We start from the raw sequence: 20,537 nt of genomic DNA on the forward strand, positions 1-20,537 counted from the left end.
GTCTTGTTGATTAATTACCGGAATTATCCGTTCTTGACTATGCGTTGCGAATCGGCACGCGTGCTTCCACTATGTAAGACTCGGCTTACAAAATAGACAAGCTGACAAGCTGAGGCGGTCATGTCATTTGGTGTGTCCGCCTAAGCCAACAGATTGGGCTATGCGCTGTGAATACGGCACGCGATGCGCGATGCGCACCCGCGCGTGGCGGCAAGAGGCGTAGGATAAGGATTCATCCTTTGCCGCCGGGAGGACCGCGATGGCGCAGACTCAGGTATTGATCGTCGGGGCCGGCCCGAGCGGGCTGGTGCTGGCCTTGTGGCTCAAGGCCCAGGGCGTCGACCTGCGCATCGTCGACGCTGCCGGCGGCCCCGGCACCACCTCGCGCGCGCTCGCGGTGCAGGCGCGCACGCTCGAACTCTACCGCCAGCTCGACCTGGCCGAGCCGGTGCTGGAAGGCGGCTATGCGGTGGGCGCCTTCAATATCTGGGCCGAGGGCGAGCACCGGGCACGGATCGAACTGGGCGCCATCGGCGCCGGCCTGACGCCCTACCCCTTCCTGTTCATCTTTCCCCAGGACCGCCACGAGCGCCTGCTCGAGGCGCGCCTCCTGCAAGCCGGGGTACGGGTCGAGCGCCACTGCAGCCTCGCCGGTTTCGACGAGGCGGGCGATGAAGTCGTCGCTCGCTTGCGCCATGCGGACGGACGCGAAGAAACCTGCAGCGCGCACTACCTCGCCGGCTGCGACGGCGCCCCCTCCAGCGTACGCGACATCATCCAGGCCGGCTTCCCCGGCGGCACCTACCGCCATGTGTTCTACGTCGCCGACATCGAGGGCGAGAGCCCGGCCCTGAACGGCGAACTGCACCTCGACCTCGACGAGTCCGACATCCTGGCCGTGTTCGCGATGGCCCCGCGCGGGCGCGCGCGCCTGGTCGGCACGGTGCGCGACGAGCGCGCCGAGCATCCCGAGCGCCTCAGTTTCGCCGACGTCAGCCGGCGCGCCATCGACAACCTGATGATCAGCATCGAGAAAGTGAACTGGTTTTCGACCTACCGCGTGCACCACCGCGTCGCCGACCATTTCCGCCACGGCCGCGCATTCCTGGTCGGCGACGCCTGCCACATCCACAGCCCAGCCGGCGGCCAGGGCATGAATACCGGGATCGGCGACGCCATCAACCTGGCCTGGAAGCTGGCCGCGGTGCTGCAAGGCGGCGCGCCCGATACCCTGCTCGACAGCTACGAAGCCGAGCGGCGCCCCTTCGCCCGGCACCTGGTCGACACCACCGACCGCGCCTTCAGCTTCATCACGGCCGACGGCCCGGTCGCGGAGGTAGTCCGCACCGGAATCGTGCCGCGCATCATGCCGCTGATGGCGCGCGTGCCGGCGGCGCGCCAGTTTTTCTTCCGCACGATTTCGCAGACCGTGCTGCACTACCGGCATGCGCCCTTGAGCGAGGGCAGCGCCGGCAAGGTGCATGGCGGCGACCGCCTGCCATGGGTGGCGATCGACGGCGGCGACAACTTCGCACCCCTGCCGCGTCCCGGCTGGCAGGCGCACGTGTATGGCGCGGCGCGAACGGAGGCCGCCAACTGGTGCGCGGCGCACCAGGTGCACCTGCGCCAGTATCCCTGGCGCGAAGAATTCCGCGCTGCGGGCCTGGCGCGCGACGCCTTTTACCTGCTGCGGCCGGACACCTATGTGGCGCTGGCCGCCGGCACGCCCGACCCGCGCCTGTTCGACGGCTACCTGCGCGCGAACGGCCTGGCGCTGTCGTGATGACGAAGAGTTGACCGAAGGCAAAGCTGCGCCGCCTCAACGAATTTACGGCGATCATGCGCTGACAAGGCGCCCCCGCGCGGCGCCGTTTCAACCACCTTCGGAGCACCATGGAACTCACCGTCAACAACAGCACCACTTCCGCCTTCCTCGTCACGGTCTTCGCCGAAATGCAGGACGGCAGTTTCGTCGGCAAGGTCATGGCGGAAACCGACGTCCCCTACACGCCGTATTTCGAGAACGAAGTCGACCAGGTGGTCGTGTATATCTCGCCCGACGACGACCAGCTGCAGGCCATCCTGGGCGCGCTCAACGAGGGCCGCCTGCCGTTCGGGGACTTGCAGAATTACGGTTCCTCGGCGGGTGGGACGTCGACGATTCCGGTCTAGATTCACGCGGGCCGTGCACGCCTGCCGGCGCCTTTCAGCTCCGCCACAGGCCGCAGGCGCGTCACCATGACGATTGCGATGCGCCGCTCGACTACCTCGGCCACCTCGAAGCGCAGGTTATCGAGCTCCACCGCCTGGCCGGTCGAGGGTAGCGCGCCGAAGTGTTCCAGCATGAAGCCGGCCAGCGAGCTGTACTCGTCGTTCGTGCTGACCAGCGCCTCGGTGCCGAGCACCTGCTGCAGGTGGTGCAGGTCGGCCGCGCCGTCGACGCGCCAGCAATCCGGCCCTTGCTGGATCACGGCCGGCTGCTCGTCTTCGTCGGGGAAGTCGCCGGCGATGGCTTCGAGCAGGTCGATCGGCGTCACCAGGCCCTGCAGGGTGCCGTATTCGTCGGCGATCAGCACCAGCTGGCCGTGCGAGCGTTTCAGCGTTTCCATCACCTTCAGCACGTCGCCGGACTCGGGCAGGATGATCGGCGTGCGCAAGTGGGCCGGGTCGATCGCGCCGCCCTGGGCCAGGTCGGCCATCAGGTCGCGCGCGCGCACCACGCCGAGGATGTCGTCGAGCTGGCCTTTGCAGACCGGGAAGAAGCTGTGCGGCGTTTCCATGATCTGGGCCTGGATGTCGGCGGCATCGGCATCGATGTCGATCCAGGTGATGTCCGAGCGGTTGGTCATGATCGAACGGATCGAGCGTTGCGACAGGCTCAGCACGCCGCTGACCATGTTGCGCTCGGCCGGATCGAAGGCGCCCGGGGCCGGCGGCGCCAGCAGGACATGACCATCGACCGGGGGCGTGCTCCTGGCGCCCAGCATGCGCAGGATGGCGTCGGCGGTGCGCTCGCGCAGCGGCGTGCGCGCCTCTTCCTTGGCCAGATTGCGCCGGGCCAGCTGGTTGAGCGCCTCGATCAGCACCGAAAATCCGATCGCCGCGTACAGGTAGCCCTTCGGGATGGCGAAGCCGAAGCCTTCGGCGATCAGCGACAGGCCGATCATCAGGAGGAAGCTCAGGCACAGCACGACCACGGTCGGGTGGGCGTTCACGAAACGCGTCAGTGCTTTCGAGGCGAACAGCATCACGCCCATCGATACCACCACCGCCGCCATCATGACCCAGAGTTCGTCGACCATGCCGACGGCCGTGATGACCGAATCGAGCGAGAACACGGCGTCGAGCGCGATGATCTGGGCCACGACCACGCCGAAGCCCGCATAGGCGGTACGGCTGCCGCGGGTCAGCACCACGCCCTCGACCCGCTCGTGCAGCTCCATCGTCGCCTTGAACAGCAGGAACAGGCCGCCGAGCAGGAGGATCAGGTCGCGTCCCGAAAAGGACAGGGTTCGTATGCTGAACAGGGGTTCGGTCAGCGTGACGATCCAGGAAATCATGGTCAGCAGGCCAACGCGCATCAGCATCGCCAGCGACAGGCCGAGCAGGCGGGCGCGGTCGCGCTGCTCCGGCGGCAGTTTCTCCGCGAGGATGGCGATGAAGATCAGGTTATCGATGCCGAGAACGATCTCGAGTACAACCAGTGTGAAGAAACCTATCCAGATATTCGGATCGGATAACCATTCCATGCAGCGTCCCGGCTAATGGTCGAAGTGATAACCATACCATAGCCGGGCAAGGCAATACGGGGCGCACGCATGGCCCGCCGACGCGGTAAAATCCTGTCCTCGTCGGTACACCAGCCCTGCCTTGCCAATGCGTCCCGACCAATTTCATGCCCAGCCCAAGAATGAATGCATCGGTTTCGAACGACAGTGCAATTGACCACGACTACCAGCGCCGGCGCGAATTCGCCAGCCTGTTCCAGGAAGCGCCGATGTTCATGGCCCTGCTCGACGGGCCGGAGCATCGCGTCGAGTTTGTCAACCCGGGCTACCGGCGCCTGATCGGGCACCGCGACATCCTCGGCCAGCGCCTGGCCGACGGCCTGGAAGACGCCGCCGCCCAGGGCTATGTCGCCATGCTCGATGGCGTCTATCACAGCGGGCAGCCGTATACCGCGACGAGCGCGAAATACACGATGCAGGCGGCGCCCGGCGGCCCCGTGCTCGAGCGCTATGTCGACTTCGTGTTCCAGCCGGTACGCGCCGCCTCCGGCGCCGTGAGCGGCATCTTCGTGCTCGGTTCCGACGTCACCGAACGGGTCCACAGCGACATCCGGCGCGACGCCCTGATCCGCCTGACCGACCTGGTGCGCGATGCGCGCGACCCGCAGGAGATCATGTTCGCCGCCTCGCGCGTGCTGGGCGAGACCCTCGGCTTGAGCCGGGCCGGCTTCGGCGTCGTCGATGCCGCGACCGACGACATGTTCGTCAGCCGCGACTGGCAGGCCGAAGGCGTGGTCACGCTGGCCGGCACCATCAACCTGCGCCAGTTCGGCAACTTCATCGACGAACTGAAAGACGGCCGGCACGTGGTGATCGACGACGTGCGCTTCGATGCGCGTACCGAAGCCGCCGCTCCGGTGCTGGCCGCCATGAGCGGCGCCGCCTTCGTCGACCTGCCCGTGATCGAGGACGGCAAGCTGGTCGCGCTGGTGTACGTCAACAGCGCGCAGCCGCGCAGCTGGTCGGCCGACGATATCGGGCTGATCCGCGAAGTGGCCGAGCGCACCCGCACCGCGAGCGAGCGGCTGAGGAGCGAAACCGAGCTCGCCGCGAGCGAGGCGAAGCTGCGCACGATCGCCAACGCCATGCCGCAAATGGTATGGTCGACCCTGCCCGACGGCTACCACGATTACTACAACACCCAGTGGTACGACTTCACCGGCACCGCGCCCGGCGAGACCGACGGCGAGGCCTGGGCGACGATGTTCCATCCCGAAGACCGCGATGCCGCCTGGGAGCGCTGGTCGCACAGCCTGGCCTCCGGCGACACCTACGAAGTCCAGTACCGGCTGCGCCACCACTCCGGGGCCTGGCGCTGGGTGCTCGGGCGTGCGCTGCCGGTCATGGACGACGCCGGCAAGATCATCCGCTGGATGGGCACCTGTACCGATATCCACGACCAGAAACTGGCGGAAAACGAACTGCGCGCTGCCAACCAGCGCAAGGACGAGTTCCTCGCGATGCTGGCCCACGAGCTGCGCAACCCGCTGGCGCCGATCAGCACCGCCGCCCAGGTCATGCGGGTGCGCTACCACGACGCCGAGTATGTGCGGCGCGCCAGCGACATCATCGGGCGCCAGGTCAAACACATGACCAACCTGGTCGACGACCTGCTCGACGTGTCGCGCGTGACGCGCGGCCTGGTCCAGATGGAGCGCGCGCCGGTCGACCTGCAGCTGGTGGTCGGCAGCGCCGTCGAGCAGGCCCGGCCGCTGCTCGAGGCGCGCCATCACAGCCTCTCGATCCAGGTGGACGCGGCGCCGGCCTGGGTCAGCGGCGACAAGACGCGGCTGGTGCAGGCGCTGTCGAACCTGCTCAACAACGCCGCCAAATACACCCAGCAGCACGGCCAGGTCACGCTCGGCCTCGGGGTCGCCGCCGGCGCCGCCGTCCTGACCGTGACGGACAATGGCAGCGGCATCGCACCAGCCCTCCTGCCCCAGGTCTTCGACCTGTTCACCCAGGGCGAACGCACGCCCGACCGGGCCCAGGGCGGCCTTGGCCTCGGCCTGGCGCTGGTGCGCAGCATCGCGCTGCACCACGGCGGCACGGTGGCGGCCAGCAGCGCAGGTCTCGGGCGCGGCAGCACGTTCACGCTGACGCTGCCGCTGGCCGCGGCGCCTGCCTTGATCGACGGGCGCGATGAGGGACGCCATGCCCCTCGCCAGCAGGCCGGGGCCGCGCCCAAGGAGGCGCCGCGGCGCGTGGTGGTGGTCGACGACAACGCCGATGCCGGGGCCTCGCTGGCCGCCGCACTCGAGTCGCGCGGGCATGCGGTCATGCTGTTCGAGGATGCCGAAGCGCTGCTGGCGGCGCAGGAGCTCGGGCCGGTGGACGCGTATGTGCTCGATATCGGCCTGCCGCGCATTGACGGCTACCAGCTCGCGCGCCGCCTGCGCAGGGAAGGTCCCTTCCCGCAGGCGCTGCTCATCGCCCTCACCGGCTACGGCCAGGCGCACGACTTCACGCTCTCGAAAGCGGCCGGCTTCGACCACCACCTGGTCAAGCCGGCCGACCTCGACGAGATCGAACGCCTGTTGCGCGCGGTGCCGGCGCGGCAGGCGCCGGCATAGTCAGGGCATTCTCCGGCCCCGCAGCAGCCAGATCCGGCTGCTCACCCCGGGCAGCATGCCGCTGTTGACGATGGCCAGCTTGCCCGCGCCGTCCACCGCCAGTTTCTTACCCAGCAAACCCTGGTGGCTGCCGTTGGCGCCCCCCACGGGCGCCGCGCTAACCGGCACCGGCGCCGGCGCCGCGAAACTGTCGCCGCCGTCGACGGAGACGGCGATCCGCAGCGCTCCGGGACGTCCCCCGGGCGCCTCCAGCACTTCCCAGACCACGTACACGCCCTTGCCGCCGTCGAGGCCAAGCGCCGGATAGCCGGCGTCGCCCGGCCCGGAAATCGTGCGCGCCTCGCTGAAGGCGCCGGCGCCGCCCGTCGTTCGCGCATGGCGGATGGCTGCGGTTCCGGCCGGCCCGCCCGTAGATTCGGCAAACACCAGGTGCACGACGCCCGCGCCGTCGACCGCCAGGCGCGGCGTGTCGGCATGGCCCGGGCCGGCCTTGACGCGCGCCGCCGGGCCGAAGCTGGCCCCGCCATCGCTTGATCTGGCGACGTGGATGGCGGCGCCGGGATCCTCGCCCACGCTCCAGGCCAGCCAGACGGCGCCGTCGCGGCCGGAGGCCAGCGTCGGCGCGCGCGCCGGCCGCGCATCGTCGCCGGCCACCCTGCGTGGCGCCGTGAAGCTGGCGCCGCCGTCGCGCGAGCGGGCCAGCCAGAGCGCGCCGTGGTATTCGGTCCAGGCCGCGAGGATGTCGCCATTCGCGGCAAGCGCCAGGTCCAGACTGCCGTTCGACCAGGTCGCGCGGTCCAGGCGGCCCTTGCCGTCGCCGCCGCGCGAGCGCGACAGGTTCAGCGGCGCGGAAAAGCTGGCGCCGCCGTCCACCGAACGCGCAAACAGGATCTCGCCGCCGTGCGAGCCCCCCGAAAAGATGATCTCCTGCCACAGCACGAAGATCCTGTCCGTCTTCCCCGGTGCCGCGACGATGCGCGGCTGCCAGGAAAAGGTATCCGGGCTGCGCGAGACGTTCACCTGCCGGCCGTCCCGCGCACCGTGCTTGCGCATGAAGACGTCCTTGCGCTGCTGGTCGACCCAGGCCACGGCCAGTGCGCTGCCACCGGTAAACGCCACGGTCGCATCGTCGACGTAATCGTAGCGCGATGCATTTTGCCGCCACGGCCCGCGCGCGCCGCCGCCGGCGGCGATCTGCACTGGCGCCTGCCACAACAGGCCTGGCTGCGGCGCGGCAGTGCGGGGCGCCGCAGCCGGCAGGGCGAGAGCCGCCGCCAGGGTGGCGGCGATCCGGGACGCGCATTGCATCGTTGCCTCCTGCTAGTTCGTCTGGTTCGACAGCGCCGAACCGGCTTGGTGCCCTGCCCCGTGCGCCCCAAGCGAACTGCCATGCAAATCCAGGTCAGCCGGCCCCCGACACTTCGGCTGCGAGCGAGGGGGCGCCGCTCCCGAGCAGCCCCGGCACCGCGTCCTGCTCGACCGGCCGGCTGAACAGGAAGCCCTGGTATTCGTCGCAATCCATCTCGCGCAGGATGGCCAGCTGGGTCTCGGTTTCGACGCCCTCGGCCACCACTTTCAGTTTCAGGCCGTGCGCCAGGTTGACGATCGAGCGCGCGATCGCGGCGCTGTCCTCATCCTTGCCGAGGTCGCGCACGAAGGCGCGGTCGACCTTCAAACTGGCCACCGGGAAGCGCTTCAGGTAGGCCAGGCTGGAGTAGCCGGTGCCGAAGTCGTCGATGGCCAGTTCGACCCCGAGCGCCCGGATGTCGTGCATCAGGCGGTCGACTTCGTCCTCGCGGCTCATCAGCGCCGTTTCGGTGATCTCGATCTCCAGGCAGCCCGGCGGCACCCCGTGGACGGCCAGGCAGCGCTGGATGGTCGCCAGCAGCGACTTCTGGTAGAACTGGCGCGGCGACAGGTTGACCGCCACCCGCACCGGCTGCCCCGATGCGCGCGACCATTCGCCGACCAGGCGGCAGGCTTCCTCGAGCACCCATTCGCCGATCGGGATGATCAGGCCGGTGCGCTCGGCGATCGGAATGAAGCGCACCGGCGACACCTCTCCCAGCAAGGGATTCGACCAGCGCAGCAGGGCTTCGAAACCGACCACCTGAGCGCCCCGCACCGTCGCTTTCGGCTGGAACACGAGACGCAGTTCGCGCGCCGCGAGCGCCCGCCGCAGCTGCGCTTCCATGGTCAGGCGCTGGTCGAGATCGAGGTGGACGCGGCTCGAGTAGAAATGGATCGTGTCCGACAGGGCGCCCCCGAGCTCCACACCCTGGCCGCCGCGGGCCCCTTGCGCGCAGCGGTAGAGTTCGTCGGGGTTGGCGCCGTCCTCGGGAAACAGGGCCACGCCCAGCTTTGGCCCGAGGAAGAATTCGCGGTCGTCCAGCATCAGCGGCGCCGAGCAGCGCTCGTGCAGCGCCATGGCGAAGCGCTCGAGCGCGGCGCGCCCGCTGCCGGCGTCCACCAGCAGCGCGAATTCGGCGCCGCGGATGCGGGCCACGACCACGCCCTGCCCGCTGTGCTCCGCCGCCAGCGCGCGCAGCAGCTCGCCGATGCGCGCCAGCGCACGCTCGCCCGCCTCATGGCCGAGCAGGTCGACGATTTCATGCAGGCGCTCCAGGCTGAGGGACAGCAGCGCCTGGGCGCGCCCGCTGGCCAGCGCCGTGGCCAGGCGCGCCTCGAACAGGCGCCAGAACTGGGTCTGGTTGGGCAGGCTGGTCGCGCCGTCGAAGTCTGCCAGCCAGGCCAGGCGCGCCTCGGCGCGTTCGCGCTCGGTGATGTCGGTCAGGACGCTGACCAGCTGCGGCTCGCCCGATTCCGCGACCAGCCGCGTTGCCAGCTCGATCACGGTGCGCGTGTCGCCGCCGCTGCCCTGCAGCGGCCCCAGGGTTTCGATGCTGGCGCCGTCGGCGAGCAGGGCGCGGTAGCGGCGCTGCCGGTCGGGGTCGCCGGCGCCGAAGACCTCGGCTTCTTCCACGCCGACCAGCTCGTTTCCCTGGCGTCCGACCAGCCGTTCGAAGGCGTGGTTCGCCATGACGATGCGCAGCTCGCGGTCGAGCACCCAGATCGGGGCGCCCACCGCATTGATGATCGAGGCCAGGTACTGGGCGCTCTTGTCGAGGCGCGCTTCGCTGTACGAGAGCAGTTCGATGAGCTCGAACTGGCGCCGGGCGCCGCGCGCGATGCGCCAGGCCAGCAGGGACAGCACGGCGGCCAGCAGGAGATTGAAGGCGACCGCCATCCACATCCTGCCGTACCAGGGGGCGAGCGCGTCGCTGCGGTTCATGCCGGTGATGATCAGGAGCGGAAAGCCGGGCACGGTATCGTAACCGTACAGGCGGGGCGTGCCGTCGAGCGGACTGGCGGTCTCGAACACGCCGCGCTCGGCGCGCGGCAGGTGCTCGCGATACAGCGGCGTACCGGCATACGAGCGGCCGATGCCCAGCGGATAATCCGGTCCCCGCACCAGCATCGTGCCGTCGCGCTGGAACAGGGTTACCGAACCGCCCTTGCCCAGTTCGACCAGGCCGTACAGGCGCATGAAACGCTCGGCGTCGACCTGGGCGACGATCCAGCCGCCACCGTCGGCGCCCAGCGGCCGCACGAAGTTGATCAGGCGCGCGCCGCTGCGCGGATCGATGTCCGAGACGAAGATGCGCACGCCGTCGCCGCCGGCGCCCTGGCCTGACGCGCGCGCAATATCGGCCAGCGGCGGCAGCGGCGGCAGCGCGGACGCCGCGCCGCCCGGCACGACGTTCGCGACGACGCGGCCGGCGCCGTCGATGATCGCAAGGCGCCGCAGGTATTCCAGCGCGCCGCCGGCATTCTCCCCGAGCAGCACCTGGCCGACGCTGTCGGCGCCCAGGTGCCTGCGGATGCCCGAAGCACGCGCCATGGCGCCGTCGATGGCTTTTGCCACGCTCATGGTCTGCGCCGCCAGCGCGATGGCGACGTTGCGCAGCGAGGTCTTCTGGGCGTCGAGCGTGTCCTTGTAGCTGGCGAACAGCATCGCGGCCGTGACCAGGGCCAGGGCCAGGATCAGGGCGGCCGTCGTGACGACCAGGGTCGCCAGGGAAAAACGCCGGAGTTCGCGCGCGGCGGGGCCTGGCGGCGGTGTCATGGGGCGGGCTCTTGTGAAGGAAGGAGTCGGCGCGATTGTACAACGCAGCAGCTGAGGGCGAAGTTCGCCAGAATAACTCGCTGTTGTTTGATCTGCATCAGTCGCGCGTCTGACGCGGCGCGCGACTCGGCGTAGAGTCGACGGGCGGGGACGCGATACCTCCCCCATTGACGCCTTGCAGGAAGGAGCAGCCATGTTCAAGACGATCATCGTTCACGTCGACGAGCAAGCGTCGATGGATGGGCGGCTGCGGGCGGCCGCCTGGCTTGCCCGAGAGCACGACGCGCACCTGGTGGGCAGCGCCGCCACCGGCCTCTCCTGGCCCGCCTACGCCCTGCTCACCGGTTCGATGGCGGTCACGCCGATCGACGAGTTCGACGGCTTGCGCGAGGCGGCGCGCCGTTCGCTCGCGCGCTTTGCCGAGCGCGCGCGGCAGCTCGGCGTGCAATCGGTCGAAGAGCGCCTGGTCGAGGACGAGCATCGCGATGCGCTGCTGCTGCACGCGCGCTATGCCGACCTGGTGGTCACCAGCCTGGGCGGCGATGGCGGATCCGCCATGCGCGGCCTGCCGCAATACCTGGCGCTGCACGGCGCGCGGCCGGTGCTGGCGGTGCCGCCGGCCTACGCCGGCCAGGCGCTCGGCGAGCGCATCGTCGCCGCCTGGGACGGCAGCATCACCGCGCTGCGCGCCATCAACGCCGCCCTGCCGCTGCTGGTGCGCGCCCGCGCGGTTTACCTGGCGCTGGTCAATCCGGAACGCGGCGGCGACCTGCATGGCGACGACCCCGGCGCCGACATGGCGCTCTACCTGGCGCGCCACGGCGTGCCGGTCGAGGTGGTCTCGGTGCACACCGACAAGCCTGCCGGGGCGGCCCTGCTCGACATCGTCGCCACGCGCGGCGCCGGCCTGCTGGTGGCGGGCGCCTTCGGGCGCAGCCGCTACCGCGAGATCGTGCTCGGCGGCGTCACCCGGGTGCTGCTCGAACGTTCCACGGTCCCCGTCCTGTTTGCGCACTGAGCCCTCCCATGTCCATGGAGCAGGCGATATGTCTTGACACGCTCACCGCGAAGGTGGCCCTCACCGAGAGGCCTGCGCGGCCGGCATCGATGCCGGGCCGCTTCAAGGCAGGCGCGCGCAGCCGCCGGCTTGCGCGCCGTCTTCCGTTATAGTGTTCGAATGAACACATCCACGACCACCGACCAGCATGCAGTGCGCGTCAACGACCGCGAACAGCTCATCTACCTGTTGACCGAAGCGGCCGAGATCGAGCATGGCCTGATGTGCACCTACCTGTTTGCCGGGTGGAGCCTGAAGGCATCCGTTGCCGAGGGCGTGACGCCGGCGCAGCTTGCCGTCATCGACCGCTGGCGCAAGGAAATCCGCAGCGTCGCGATGGAGGAAATGGCCCATCTCGCCACCGTCAACAACCTGTTGATGAGCATCGGCTCGCCGCCGCATTTCCGGCGCCAGAATTTTCCGGTGGCGCCCGGCTACCATCCATCGAGCCTGGTCGTGCGTCTGGCACCGCTCACCCGCGATACGCTGGCCCACTTTGTCTACCTGGAGCGTCCCGAAGGCATGGACCTGCCCCAGGCCAGGGGCTTCGAGTCGGCCCAGGCCTACAAACGGCGTCCGGCCCGCTCGCGCCTGACGCCGACGCTGGAAGATTTCGACACCGTCGGCCACTTGTATCGCGGCATCGGGGAGGGTTTCGAGACCCTGGCCGCGCGCCTCGGCGAAAACGCCCTGTTCGCCGGCAGCCTGGACGCCCAGCTCGGGCCGGAGCTGATGGACATGCCCGGCCTGGTGACGGTGACCGACCTGCGCTCGGCGCTGCACGCCATTGAGGTGATCATCGAACAGGGCGAAGGCGGCCGCCGCGACAGCGAGGAATCGCATTACGCGCGCTTCGTGGCGATGGCCGCCGAATACGACGCCTTCCTGGGCGACGACCCCGGCTTCCTGGCGCACCGCCCGGTGGCCTGCGACCCGCTCATGTTCGCGCCGTTGCCGGGCGCCCCCGGCTGCCACGTCGACCATCCCGACAGCGCGCGGGTGCTCGACCTGGCGAACGCGACCTACGGGCTGATGCTGCGCCTGCTGGCGAGCGGCACCGGCATCGGCGCCGGCGGCCAGGCGCGGCGGCGCCTGGAAATCGATGGTGCGGTTGGGCTGATGCACGTCGTGCATGCGCTGGCCGTCCTCCTGACCCAATTGCCCGCGGGCGCCGAACCGCGCCCGCATGCCGGCATGAATTTCCACTTGCCGCGCAGCGGACTGGTCCTGCCCCAGGTGGGCGCGGGCGCCGCCCTGCTGACCGAACGCGCGAACGAGATCGCGCTGGCGCTCGAGGCGCTGGCGGGCTCGATCCCGGCACTCGACGCCAAGCTGGCCGCGTGCCTGCGCGAGGTCGGCGCGTCGCTGGCCGACGCAGCGTAATCCGGAAAGAGTTCTGCCCTTAAGCCAGGGGAACCAGCGCCGCGCGCGCTGGTCCGATATGGTGTGCGCCCACGCCTGGAGAACATCGTGTTTCTGCACAGCCGGCCCCGGTTATGGTTCGCGCTCGCGCTGCTGCCGCTGGTGTTGGCAGCCCTGCTGGCGCGCCCGGCGCAGGCCGCACCCGGCGTCGGCCTCCTGAGCATCGACGGCGCGATCGGCCCGGCCAGCGCCGACTACATCGTGCGCGGCATCGCGCGTTCGGCACAGAACGGCGACCAGCTGGTGATCCTGCAAATGGATACGCCCGGCGGCCTCGACACCTCGATGCGCAGCGTGATCAAGGCGATCCTGAGCGCCCCGCTGCCGGTCGCCGCTTTCGTCGCGCCGGGCGGCGCACGCGCGGCAAGCGCCGGCACCTATATCCTGTACGCCAGCCATATCGCGGCCATGGCGCCGGGCACCAACCTGGCGCCGCGACCCCGGTCGAGATCGGCATCGGGCCGCAGCAGCCGCAAGAACCGGGCGGCGCCGCGAAGAAACCAGGCGACAAGCGGGCGCCAGACCCTGGCTCGGGCTCAGCCTCGGCAAATAAACAGGTCAACGACGCCGCCGCCTACCTGCGCAGCCTGGCGCAGCTGCGCGCGCGCAACGCCGACTGGGCCGAGCGCGCCGTGCGCGAGTCGGTCAGCCTCAGCGCGACCGAGGCCCTGCGGCAGGACGTGATCGAGTATGTCGCCGTCGACGTCCCCGCGCTGCTGGCCCAGCTCGACGGCCAGGCGGTCACGGTCCTCGGCCAGGAAAAACGCCTGGCGACGCGCGGCGCGGCGCTCGCACCGTTCGCGTCCGACTGGCGCACCGACGTGCTGGGCGCGATCGCCAACCCCGGCGTCGCGCTGCTCCTGATGACCATCGGGATCTACGGCCTGCTGTTCGAGTTCATGAATCCGGGCTTCGTCGCGCCCGGCGTGATCGGCGCCATCTGCCTGCTGCTTGGCCTGTACGCCTTGCAGCTGCTGCCGGTAAATTACGCCGGGCTGGCCTTGATCGCGCTCGGCCTGCTGTTCATGGTGGGCGAGGCTTTCCTGCCCAGCTTCGGCGTCCTCGGCCTGGGAGGCGTGGTCGCCTTCGTGGCCGGCGCCCTGATGCTGATCGACACCGAGCTGCCGGGTTACGGCGTTCCGCCCGGGCTGGTTGCCGGCCTGGCCCTGGCCAGCCTGCTGCTCGTGACCGGCACCGTGCGCCTGGCCTTGAACACCCGCAAGCGTCCGGTCACCAGCGGCGCCGCCGCCTTTGCCGGCGCCGAAGCGCGGGTCGAGGAGCTCGGCGCCGGCGGCCTCGAAGCCTGGGTGCGCTTCGAGGGCGAGCTGTGGAAGGCGGTCGCCGCGCGTCCCCTGCGGCGCGGGCAGGCGGTGCGCGTCGTCGAACGCGACGGCCTGGTACTGCAGGTCGCACCCATCGAACCCCAACCGGGAGCTTCATCATGATCCTCGATATCGGCTTCGGCCTCGCCGCCCTCCTGGTCCTGCTCATTCCACTGCTGGTGTCGGCGATCCGGGTGCTGCGCGAATACGAGCGCGGCGTGGTGTTCCAGCTGGGGCGCTTCTGGGGCGTCAAGGGGCCGGGCCTGGTCATCGTCATCCCGGTGCTGCAGCAGATGGTGCGCGTCGACCTGCGCACCATCGTGCTCGACGTGCCGACCCAGGACGTGATCTCGCGCGACAACGTCTCGGTGAAGGTCAACGCGGTGATTTATTTTCGCGTGGTCGATCCGGAACGGGCCATCATCCAGGTCGCCAATTTCATGGAAGCGACCAGCCAGCTGGCGCAGACCACGCTGCGCGCCGTGCTCGGCAAGCACGAGCTCGATGAGATGCTGGCCGAACGCGAGCGCCTGAACCTCGACATCCAGCAGGTGCTCGACGCCCAGACCGACGCCTGGGGCATCAAGGTCGCCAACGTCGAGATCAAGCATGTCGACCTGGACGAGTCGATGATCCGTGCGATCGCGCGCCAGGCCGAAGCCGAGCGCGAACGGCGGGCCAAGGTGATCCATGCAGAGGGCGAGCTGCAGGCCTCCGAAAAGCTGCAGCAGGCGGCGCTGGTGCTGTCCCAGCAATCGGGCGCGATGCAGCTGCGCTACATGCAGACCCTGTCGGCGATTGCCGGCGACAAATCGTCGACCATCGTGTTCCCGCTGCCGATCGAGCTCCTGACCGGCCCGGGCAAGGCCGGGCGTGGCTACAGCCGCTGAGTTCGGCTCTGAGTTCGGCTTTTCCGAAGGAAATCTTCGTAAAATGCGGCTTTCCCTGCGGCTGCCTGATCTATACTACGCGGACCTTTCTCCCCGCGGCACGCTGCCGCAGCAACAGACTCGACAAGTGAAATACACGATGCCCGTTCCTACCGCTGTCCTGCTTCCACGATCCTGCATGGGGCCATGCAGCCAGGCCGGGCCAAACGCGTGAAGGCCGGCATGCGCTATTCCAACCTGGTCCTCCCGCTGATCTTCGCCGGCGTGCTGGCGCTGCTGCTGCGGCATTTCCTCGGTTCCCTGGCCTGGGCCGGGCTGCTGGCCGTGATCACCTGGCCGCTGCACACGCGTCTGCAGGCACGCGGCTGGCCGCGCGCCGCCTCGGCCAGCCTGCTGCTCGGCGCCCTGCTGCTCAGCTTCATCGGCCCCGCCCTGCTCCTGCTCGACACCCTGACCGACGAGCTGGCCGGCGTGCACCGCCTGATGCTGCAACTGAACGCGACCGGGGTCCCGGTGCCCGACTGGCTCGGCGGCTTGCCCGTCATTGCCGAGTCGGCGCGCGAATGGTGGCAGCAGCACCTCGCGGTCCCGGGCGGCCTGAACAACCTGATCCAGACCTCGCTCGGCGACTTCATGCCGACCCTGACCGGCGCCGCCCGCATCTGGGGCTCGACCATCCTGGCCAATGCGCTCTACCTGTTCCTGACGCTGCTGACCCTGTTCATCCTCTACCTGCACGGCCCGACCGTGGTGCGCTACGTCGACCGCACCGGCATGCGCCTGGCGCCGGATCACTACGGCATGCTGCGCCACGTGCTGCCGCTGTCGGTGCGCGGCACGGCGCTCGGCCTGTGCTCGATCGCCGTGCTCGAGGGCGTGGTGCTGGGCATTGCCTACGCGGTCGCAGGCGCGCCCGCCCCTGTGCTGCTGGGGGTGATCACCGGCTACCTCGCCCTGATACCGGGCGGCGCGCCGCTGTCGTTCACGATGGTGTCGCTGCTGCTGCTGGGCCAGGGCCATTCGGCGGCGGCGCTCGGTTTGTTCGCCTGGGGCACGGTCGAGCTGTTCCTGGTCGACAAATTCGTGCGCCCGAAGCTGATCGGCCACCGCGTCAATCTGCCCTTCCTGGCCGTGCTGTTCGGCCTGCTGGGCGGCGTGTCGACCATGGGCGTGATTGGCCTGTTCGTCGGTCCCTTCATCATGGCGGTGCTGTTCGTCTGGCTGCGCGAAGAGCGCCTGGCCGCCGGCAGCGCTGCACAGGCAGCCGCGATTTCCGACTGAGGCAGGCGCGGGTCAGCTCCGCGCTGTCATCGGCACGTCATGAAGATTCGATATTCTTGGAAGTGTCGTACGATTACCTTAAGATGGCATCCATGGATACGAAAACCACCCTCACAGCGCTCGCCGCCCTGGCCCAGGAAAGCCGGCTGGCGGTTTTTCGCCTGCTGGTGCAGGCCGCACCCGGGGGTCTGGCCGCGAGCAAGATCGCCGAGCATCTCGACATTCCGCCGTCCTCGCTGTCCTTCCACCTGAAAGAGCTGTCGCACGCAGGGCTACTGTCATCACGGCAGGACGGGCGCTTCGTCATCTACGCCGCGAACGTCGCGACAATGAACGGCCTGATCGATTTCCTGACCGAGAACTGCTGCGCCGGGGTGCCCTGCGGCGCGAGTCCAGGTGCCGATTGCAGTCCGGTCGCCAGGCGGGAGTAAGCGACTCGCCTACACCTGTCCATTTCCCTCACTCGAACTTATCCTTGCATGAATATCCTGTTTCTCTGCACCGGCAATTCCTGCCGCTCCGTCCTCAGCGAAGGCATTTTCAACCACCTTGCCCCGGAAGGCTGGACCGGAATCAGCGCGGGAAGTCAACCCACGGGCTGCCTGCATCCGCGTGCGGTCGCCCTGCTTGAGCGCAAAGGGATGTCGACGGAGGGCTATTACAGCAAATCCTGGAATGCGCTGCCGGCGATGCCCGACGTCGTCATCACCGTTTGCAGCAGCGCCGCCGGCGAAACCGCCGGCGAGATTTGTCCCGCTTATCTCGGACCGGTCCTGCGCACGCATTGGGGCCTGGACGATCCCAGCCATGTCGTCGGTACCGAAGAGGCAATCGAAGCAGCATTCGAGCGAACCTGCGAGATCATCCTGGCCCGCACGCAGGCCTTCCTGGCACTCCCGCTGGAAGCGCTGAAAGCCGACAAGGCCAGGTTCAAGGCCGAGCTCGACCGCATCGGCAATCTGCTCCCCTGAGCCCGTCACTTCACGCGGCTCGCCGTCGGCGACCCGCCAATCCATCGATCTGTTACCAGGACCTTTCGTGCTCATCGCATTTCTGATCTTCCTCGCTACACTCATTCTTGTCATCTGGCAGCCCCGGGGACTTGGCATCGGCTGGAGCGCCGCAGCAGGCGCGGTGGTCGCCCTGCTGGCAGGCGTGATCCAGGTCTCCGACATTCCCGTGGTATGGAACATCGTCTGGAACGCGACGGGCGCGTTTGTCGCCGTCATCATCATCAGCCTCCTGCTCGACAAGGCGGGCTTCTTCGAATGGGCGGCCCTGCACGTGGCGCGCTGGGGCAAGGGCAATGGCCGGCGCCTGTTCATCCTGCTGGTCCTGCTCGGCGCCGCGGTGGCGGCGCTGTTCGCCAACGATGGCGCGGCGCTGATTCTCACGCCGATCGTCATCGCCATGCTTGTTGCGCTGCGCTTCTCGGCAAAAGCCACGCTCGCGTTCGTGATGGCGGCCGGCTTCATTGCCGATACGGCCAGCCTGCCGCTGGTCGTCTCGAACCTGGTCAACATCGTCTCGGCCGATTATTTCAATATCAGCTTCGCCCGTTATGCGGCGGTGATGGTGCCGGTCAACCTGGTGTCGGTCGCGGCGACGCTGGCCGCGCTCACCTGGTTCTTCCGCAAGGACATTCCCGCCAACTACGACCTGGCCCAGCTGAAACAGCCGGACGAAGCCATCCATGACCGTGCGACTTTTATCACCGGCTGGTGGGTCCTGGCCATGCTGCTGGTGGGCTTTTTCTGGCTTGACGAGATCGGCGTTCCGATCAGCGCGGTCGCGGCGGCGGGCGCAGCCCTGCTGCTGGCGGTAGCGGCCCGCGGGCACCGCATCTCGACGCGTGAAGTACTGCGCGGCGCGCCCTGGCAGGTTGTCGGATTCTCGCTGGGCATGTACCTGGTCGTGTATGGCCTGCGCAATGCGGGACTGACGAACTACCTCACCGACCTCTTGAACCAGTGCGCCGGGTACGGTGTATGGGGCGCGGCGCTGGGCACCGGCTTCATCATCGCGATCCTGTCCTCGATCATGAACAACATGCCGACCGTGCTGGTGGGCGCCCTGGCGATCGACGCCACCGCCACCAGCGGCGTGGTACGCGAGGCGATGATCTACGCGAACGTCATCGGCGCCGACCTCGGGCCGAAGATCACCCCGATCGGCAGCCTCGCCACCCTGCTCTGGCTGCACGTGCTGGAGGCGAAGAATATCCGCATCTCCTGGGGCCATTATTTCCGGGTCGGGATCGTGCTCACGCTCCCGATTCTTTTCCTTACCCTGTGCGCGCTCGCCCTGCGCCTCAGTTGAGTCAGCCAGAGAGGTCTTACAACATGGACGTCACCATCTATCACAACCCGGCTTGCGGCACCTCGCGCAACACGCTCGGCCTGATCAGGAACAGCGGGATCGAACCGGCCGTCATCGAGTACCTGCAGCAGCCCCCGAGCCGCGCCGTGCTGGCCGGGATGATCGAACGCGCCGGCCTGTCGGTCCGCGAGGCGGTGCGCAGCAAGGAAGCGCGCTTTGCCGAACTCGGCCTGGATGATCCGGCCACGAGCGACGACCAGCTGCTCGACGCGATGCTGGCCGATCCCATCCTGATCAACCGCCCCTTCGTCGTGACGCCGCTTGGCGTACGCCTGTGCCGTCCTTCGGAGCTGGTGCTCGACATCCTGCCGGCCGCGCAGCGCGGCGCCTTTGCCAAGGAAGACGGCGAACGCGTGGTCGGCGCCGGCGGGGAGCGGCTGGTATGAACAAGATCGAGGGACTGCCCAACATCCGCCCCGAGCACTTCGAGGCGCCCAGCGAAGCGAAGCTGGCGCCGGTCGGTGATTTCAGCCATCCGCCGCGCATCCTGCTGCTCTACGGCTCGCTGCGCGAGCGCTCGTTTTCGCGCTTCCTCAGCTTCGAGGCGGCGCGCATCCTCGAGCAGTTTGGCGCGGAAGTGAAGATCTTCGATCCGATGACCCTGCCGATGGTCGGCAGCGTGCCCGAGACGCATCCGAAAGTGGTGGAGTTGCGCGCGCTGTGCCTGTGGTCCGAAGGCCAGGTATGGTGCAGCCCGGAACGCCATGGCGCGATCACCGGCGTGATGAAGAACCAGATCGACTGGATCCCGCTCGAACAGGGTGCGCTGCGCCCGAGCCAGGGCCGCACCCTGGCCGTGATGCAGGTCTGCGGCGGTTCGCAATCCTTCAATGTCGTCAACACGCTGCGCCTGCTGGGACGCTGGATGCGCATGATTACGATTCCGAACCAGTCCTCGGTGCCGATGGCTTACAAGGAATTCGACGATGAGGGGCGAATGCGTCCCTCCGCCTATTACGACCGGGTAGTCGACGTGATGGAGGAGCTGTTCAAGTTCACGCTCCTGACGCGCGGGCGCAGCGACTACCTGACCGACCGCTACAGTGAACGCAACGAGCGGGCCTTACAGGCAATCGACCGCCAGATCGGCAAGGTCTGAATACTCGCTTGCGCTCAAGGACGGGCGCTGGCCGCTGCCAACTTGCGCACCAAAGCCGGGCGCATCGAATCGGAACCACGCGCCAGCCGGTACAGCTGCCAGAGCTCGCCCTTGTCCTGCGCAGGGGCGACCAGGCGCGTCATGAAGGCCTGCACGCGGGCCAGGGCGCGCTGCAAGGTCGTGGAAGGAAGTGACTGGGTAGTGAACATGATGTCCTCGCTGGTTATCCGTTGTATGCAATCAGTATGGGCGCATTGAGATAGAAATCAAATTGAGGCTCATGATGATCGACATTCAGCAATCGGATATCTTCGGTGCGCTGTCGCTGCGGGGAATCAGACGGTAGAGCTTCCAGACTTTATTCATTTCATCGGTCGAGCTGACCGGGACGACGAAGCGCTGCAGGACCTTCTGCAAGCGTGACACGGTTTCCTTCCGCAAGCCGGCAAGCGGACTGGAACTGGCAGGCTGGACGATGTGGGTACTGGACATGGGAAGCTCGTTATGATCGGATACCGAGCAGTATGATGCTTTCGAGAAATAAATCTAATTGCTTTTAGGAATGATGGATATTCAGCGGCCGTATCTCTGCCGCCTTCT

Annotated in this window: 19 protein-coding genes; 14 read left to right on the forward strand and 5 right to left on the reverse strand. The window is 68.2% G+C overall.

Translation table 11 applies throughout. The features are described from left to right. Positions 1–259 precede the first annotated feature (259 nt). The gene (locus AC56KZ_RS01295) at positions 260–1,783 is read left to right on the forward strand and encodes an FAD-dependent monooxygenase (protein ID WP_497160326.1); all 1,524 of its coding nucleotides are present in this window, start codon (positions 260–262) and stop codon (positions 1,781–1,783) included. 110 nt (positions 1,784–1,893) lie between these two features. Further along, positions 1,894–2,172: a hypothetical protein gene (locus AC56KZ_RS01300; protein WP_497160327.1), complete on the forward strand. Its 279-nt coding sequence runs from the start codon at positions 1,894–1,896 to the stop codon at positions 2,170–2,172. Positions 2,173–2,174: 2 nt separating this feature from the next. On the opposite strand, the gene AC56KZ_RS01305 is transcribed toward AC56KZ_RS01300, so the two are convergent. Beyond that, positions 2,175–3,749 (reverse strand): TerC family protein, encoded by a 1,575-nt coding sequence (locus tag AC56KZ_RS01305; RefSeq protein WP_497160328.1) that lies wholly within the window; start codon positions 3,747–3,749, stop codon positions 2,175–2,177. Positions 3,750–3,910: 161 nt separating this feature from the next. Here AC56KZ_RS01305 and AC56KZ_RS01310 point away from each other — a divergent pair, with 161 nt between their 5' ends. Continuing rightward, on the forward strand, positions 3,911–6,361 hold the full coding sequence (locus tag AC56KZ_RS01310; RefSeq protein WP_497160329.1) for an ATP-binding protein: 2,451 nt from the start codon (positions 3,911–3,913) through the stop codon (positions 6,359–6,361). Here the strand turns inward: AC56KZ_RS01310 and AC56KZ_RS01315 are convergent, their stop codons facing one another. Both AC56KZ_RS01315 and AC56KZ_RS01320 read right to left on the reverse strand, forming a co-directional pair. Beyond that, positions 6,362–7,669, reverse strand: coding sequence for a sialidase family protein (locus tag AC56KZ_RS01315; RefSeq protein WP_497160330.1), 1,308 nt, complete (start codon positions 7,667–7,669; stop codon positions 6,362–6,364). It lies immediately after the preceding gene. Between the two features lie 94 nt (positions 7,670–7,763). After that, positions 7,764–10,487 (reverse strand): bifunctional diguanylate cyclase/phosphodiesterase, encoded by a 2,724-nt coding sequence (locus AC56KZ_RS01320; protein WP_497160331.1) that lies wholly within the window; start codon positions 10,485–10,487, stop codon positions 7,764–7,766. A gap of 193 nt (positions 10,488–10,680) precedes the next feature. On the opposite strand from AC56KZ_RS01320, the gene AC56KZ_RS01325 reads away from it, so the two are divergent. The 11 genes from AC56KZ_RS01325 to arsH all read left to right on the forward strand — a co-directional run bounded on the left by AC56KZ_RS01325 (position 10,681) and on the right by arsH (position 19,937). Further along, positions 10,681–11,505, forward strand: a complete 825-nt coding sequence (locus AC56KZ_RS01325) for a universal stress protein (RefSeq protein ID WP_497160332.1) — start codon at positions 10,681–10,683, stop codon at positions 11,503–11,505. 159 nt (positions 11,506–11,664) lie between these two features. Continuing rightward, positions 11,665–12,927 (forward strand): ferritin-like domain-containing protein, encoded by a 1,263-nt coding sequence (locus tag AC56KZ_RS01330; protein ID WP_497160333.1) that lies wholly within the window; start codon positions 11,665–11,667, stop codon positions 12,925–12,927. Between the two features lie 141 nt (positions 12,928–13,068). Beyond that, positions 13,069–13,650, forward strand: a complete 582-nt coding sequence (locus AC56KZ_RS01335; RefSeq protein WP_497160334.1) for a Clp protease/crotonase-like domain-containing protein — start codon at positions 13,069–13,071, stop codon at positions 13,648–13,650. Further along, entirely contained in the window at positions 13,599–14,411 is an 813-nt protein-coding gene (locus AC56KZ_RS01340; protein WP_497160335.1) for an NfeD family protein, read from the forward strand. Before AC56KZ_RS01335 ends, AC56KZ_RS01340 begins: the two co-directional genes overlap by 52 nt. Next, the gene (locus tag AC56KZ_RS01345; protein WP_497160336.1) at positions 14,408–15,178 is read left to right on the forward strand and encodes a slipin family protein; all 771 of its coding nucleotides are present in this window, start codon (positions 14,408–14,410) and stop codon (positions 15,176–15,178) included. The genes AC56KZ_RS01340 and AC56KZ_RS01345 overlap by 4 nt, the downstream gene beginning before the upstream one ends. A 222-nt stretch (positions 15,179–15,400) precedes the next feature. Further along, entirely contained in the window at positions 15,401–16,459 is a 1,059-nt protein-coding gene (locus AC56KZ_RS01350; RefSeq protein ID WP_497160337.1) for an AI-2E family transporter, read from the forward strand. Between the two features lie 92 nt (positions 16,460–16,551). Then, complete coding sequence (locus AC56KZ_RS01355; RefSeq protein ID WP_497160338.1) at positions 16,552–16,890, forward strand: ArsR/SmtB family transcription factor; 339 nt, start codon at positions 16,552–16,554, stop codon at positions 16,888–16,890. Between the two features lie 48 nt (positions 16,891–16,938). Next, a complete protein-coding gene (locus tag AC56KZ_RS01360) occupies positions 16,939–17,430 on the forward strand; it encodes an arsenate reductase ArsC (RefSeq protein ID WP_497160339.1) in 492 nt (163 codons plus the stop codon). Positions 17,431–17,497: 67 nt separating this feature from the next. Next, positions 17,498–18,778: an arsenic transporter gene (locus AC56KZ_RS01365; protein WP_497160340.1), complete on the forward strand. Its 1,281-nt coding sequence runs from the start codon at positions 17,498–17,500 to the stop codon at positions 18,776–18,778. Positions 18,779–18,801: 23 nt separating this feature from the next. Then, positions 18,802–19,224: an arsenate reductase (glutaredoxin) gene (gene arsC, locus AC56KZ_RS01370; protein WP_497160341.1), complete on the forward strand. Its 423-nt coding sequence runs from the start codon at positions 18,802–18,804 to the stop codon at positions 19,222–19,224. Beyond that, positions 19,221–19,937, forward strand: a complete 717-nt coding sequence (gene arsH, locus AC56KZ_RS01375; RefSeq protein WP_497160342.1) for an arsenical resistance protein ArsH — start codon at positions 19,221–19,223, stop codon at positions 19,935–19,937. Before arsC ends, arsH begins: the two co-directional genes overlap by 4 nt. 14 nt (positions 19,938–19,951) lie before the next feature. Here arsH and AC56KZ_RS01380 read toward each other — a convergent pair whose 3' ends face one another. Then, a complete protein-coding gene (locus AC56KZ_RS01380) occupies positions 19,952–20,146 on the reverse strand; it encodes a hypothetical protein (RefSeq protein WP_497160343.1) in 195 nt (64 codons plus the stop codon). An 85-nt stretch (positions 20,147–20,231) separates the two neighbouring features. Beyond that, entirely contained in the window at positions 20,232–20,429 is a 198-nt protein-coding gene (locus tag AC56KZ_RS01385) for a hypothetical protein (RefSeq protein WP_497160344.1), read from the reverse strand. Positions 20,430–20,537 lie beyond the last annotated feature (108 nt).

The sequence above is a fragment of the Telluria sp. LT2P34 genome (assembly GCF_059685915.1).

Bases quoted from the DNA above. Each gene is read 5' to 3' on its own strand.
- AC56KZ_RS01385 (WP_497160344.1), bottom strand. From the start codon at position 20,429: ATGTCCAGTACCCACATCGTCCAGCCTGCCAGTTCCAGTCCGCTTGCC.
- AC56KZ_RS01345 (WP_497160336.1), top strand. From the start codon at position 14,408: ATGATCCTCGATATCGGCTTCGGCCTCGCCGCCCTCCTGGTCCTGCTC.
- AC56KZ_RS01305 (WP_497160328.1), bottom strand. From the start codon at position 3,749: ATGGAATGGTTATCCGATCCGAATATCTGGATAGGTTTCTTCACACTG.
- AC56KZ_RS01350 (WP_497160337.1), top strand. From the start codon at position 15,401: ATGCGCTATTCCAACCTGGTCCTCCCGCTGATCTTCGCCGGCGTGCTG.
- arsH (WP_497160342.1), top strand. From the start codon at position 19,221: ATGAACAAGATCGAGGGACTGCCCAACATCCGCCCCGAGCACTTCGAG.
- arsC (WP_497160341.1), top strand. From the start codon at position 18,802: ATGGACGTCACCATCTATCACAACCCGGCTTGCGGCACCTCGCGCAAC.
- AC56KZ_RS01320 (WP_497160331.1), bottom strand. From the start codon at position 10,487: ATGACACCGCCGCCAGGCCCCGCCGCGCGCGAACTCCGGCGTTTTTCC.
- AC56KZ_RS01310 (WP_497160329.1), top strand. From the start codon at position 3,911: ATGAATGCATCGGTTTCGAACGACAGTGCAATTGACCACGACTACCAG.
- AC56KZ_RS01295 (WP_497160326.1), top strand. From the start codon at position 260: ATGGCGCAGACTCAGGTATTGATCGTCGGGGCCGGCCCGAGCGGGCTG.
- AC56KZ_RS01300 (WP_497160327.1), top strand. From the start codon at position 1,894: ATGGAACTCACCGTCAACAACAGCACCACTTCCGCCTTCCTCGTCACG.
- AC56KZ_RS01315 (WP_497160330.1), bottom strand. From the start codon at position 7,669: ATGCAATGCGCGTCCCGGATCGCCGCCACCCTGGCGGCGGCTCTCGCC.
- AC56KZ_RS01355 (WP_497160338.1), top strand. From the start codon at position 16,552: ATGGATACGAAAACCACCCTCACAGCGCTCGCCGCCCTGGCCCAGGAA.
- AC56KZ_RS01380 (WP_497160343.1), bottom strand. From the start codon at position 20,146: ATGTTCACTACCCAGTCACTTCCTTCCACGACCTTGCAGCGCGCCCTG.
- AC56KZ_RS01360 (WP_497160339.1), top strand. From the start codon at position 16,939: ATGAATATCCTGTTTCTCTGCACCGGCAATTCCTGCCGCTCCGTCCTC.
- AC56KZ_RS01330 (WP_497160333.1), top strand. From the start codon at position 11,665: ATGAACACATCCACGACCACCGACCAGCATGCAGTGCGCGTCAACGAC.
- AC56KZ_RS01325 (WP_497160332.1), top strand. From the start codon at position 10,681: ATGTTCAAGACGATCATCGTTCACGTCGACGAGCAAGCGTCGATGGAT.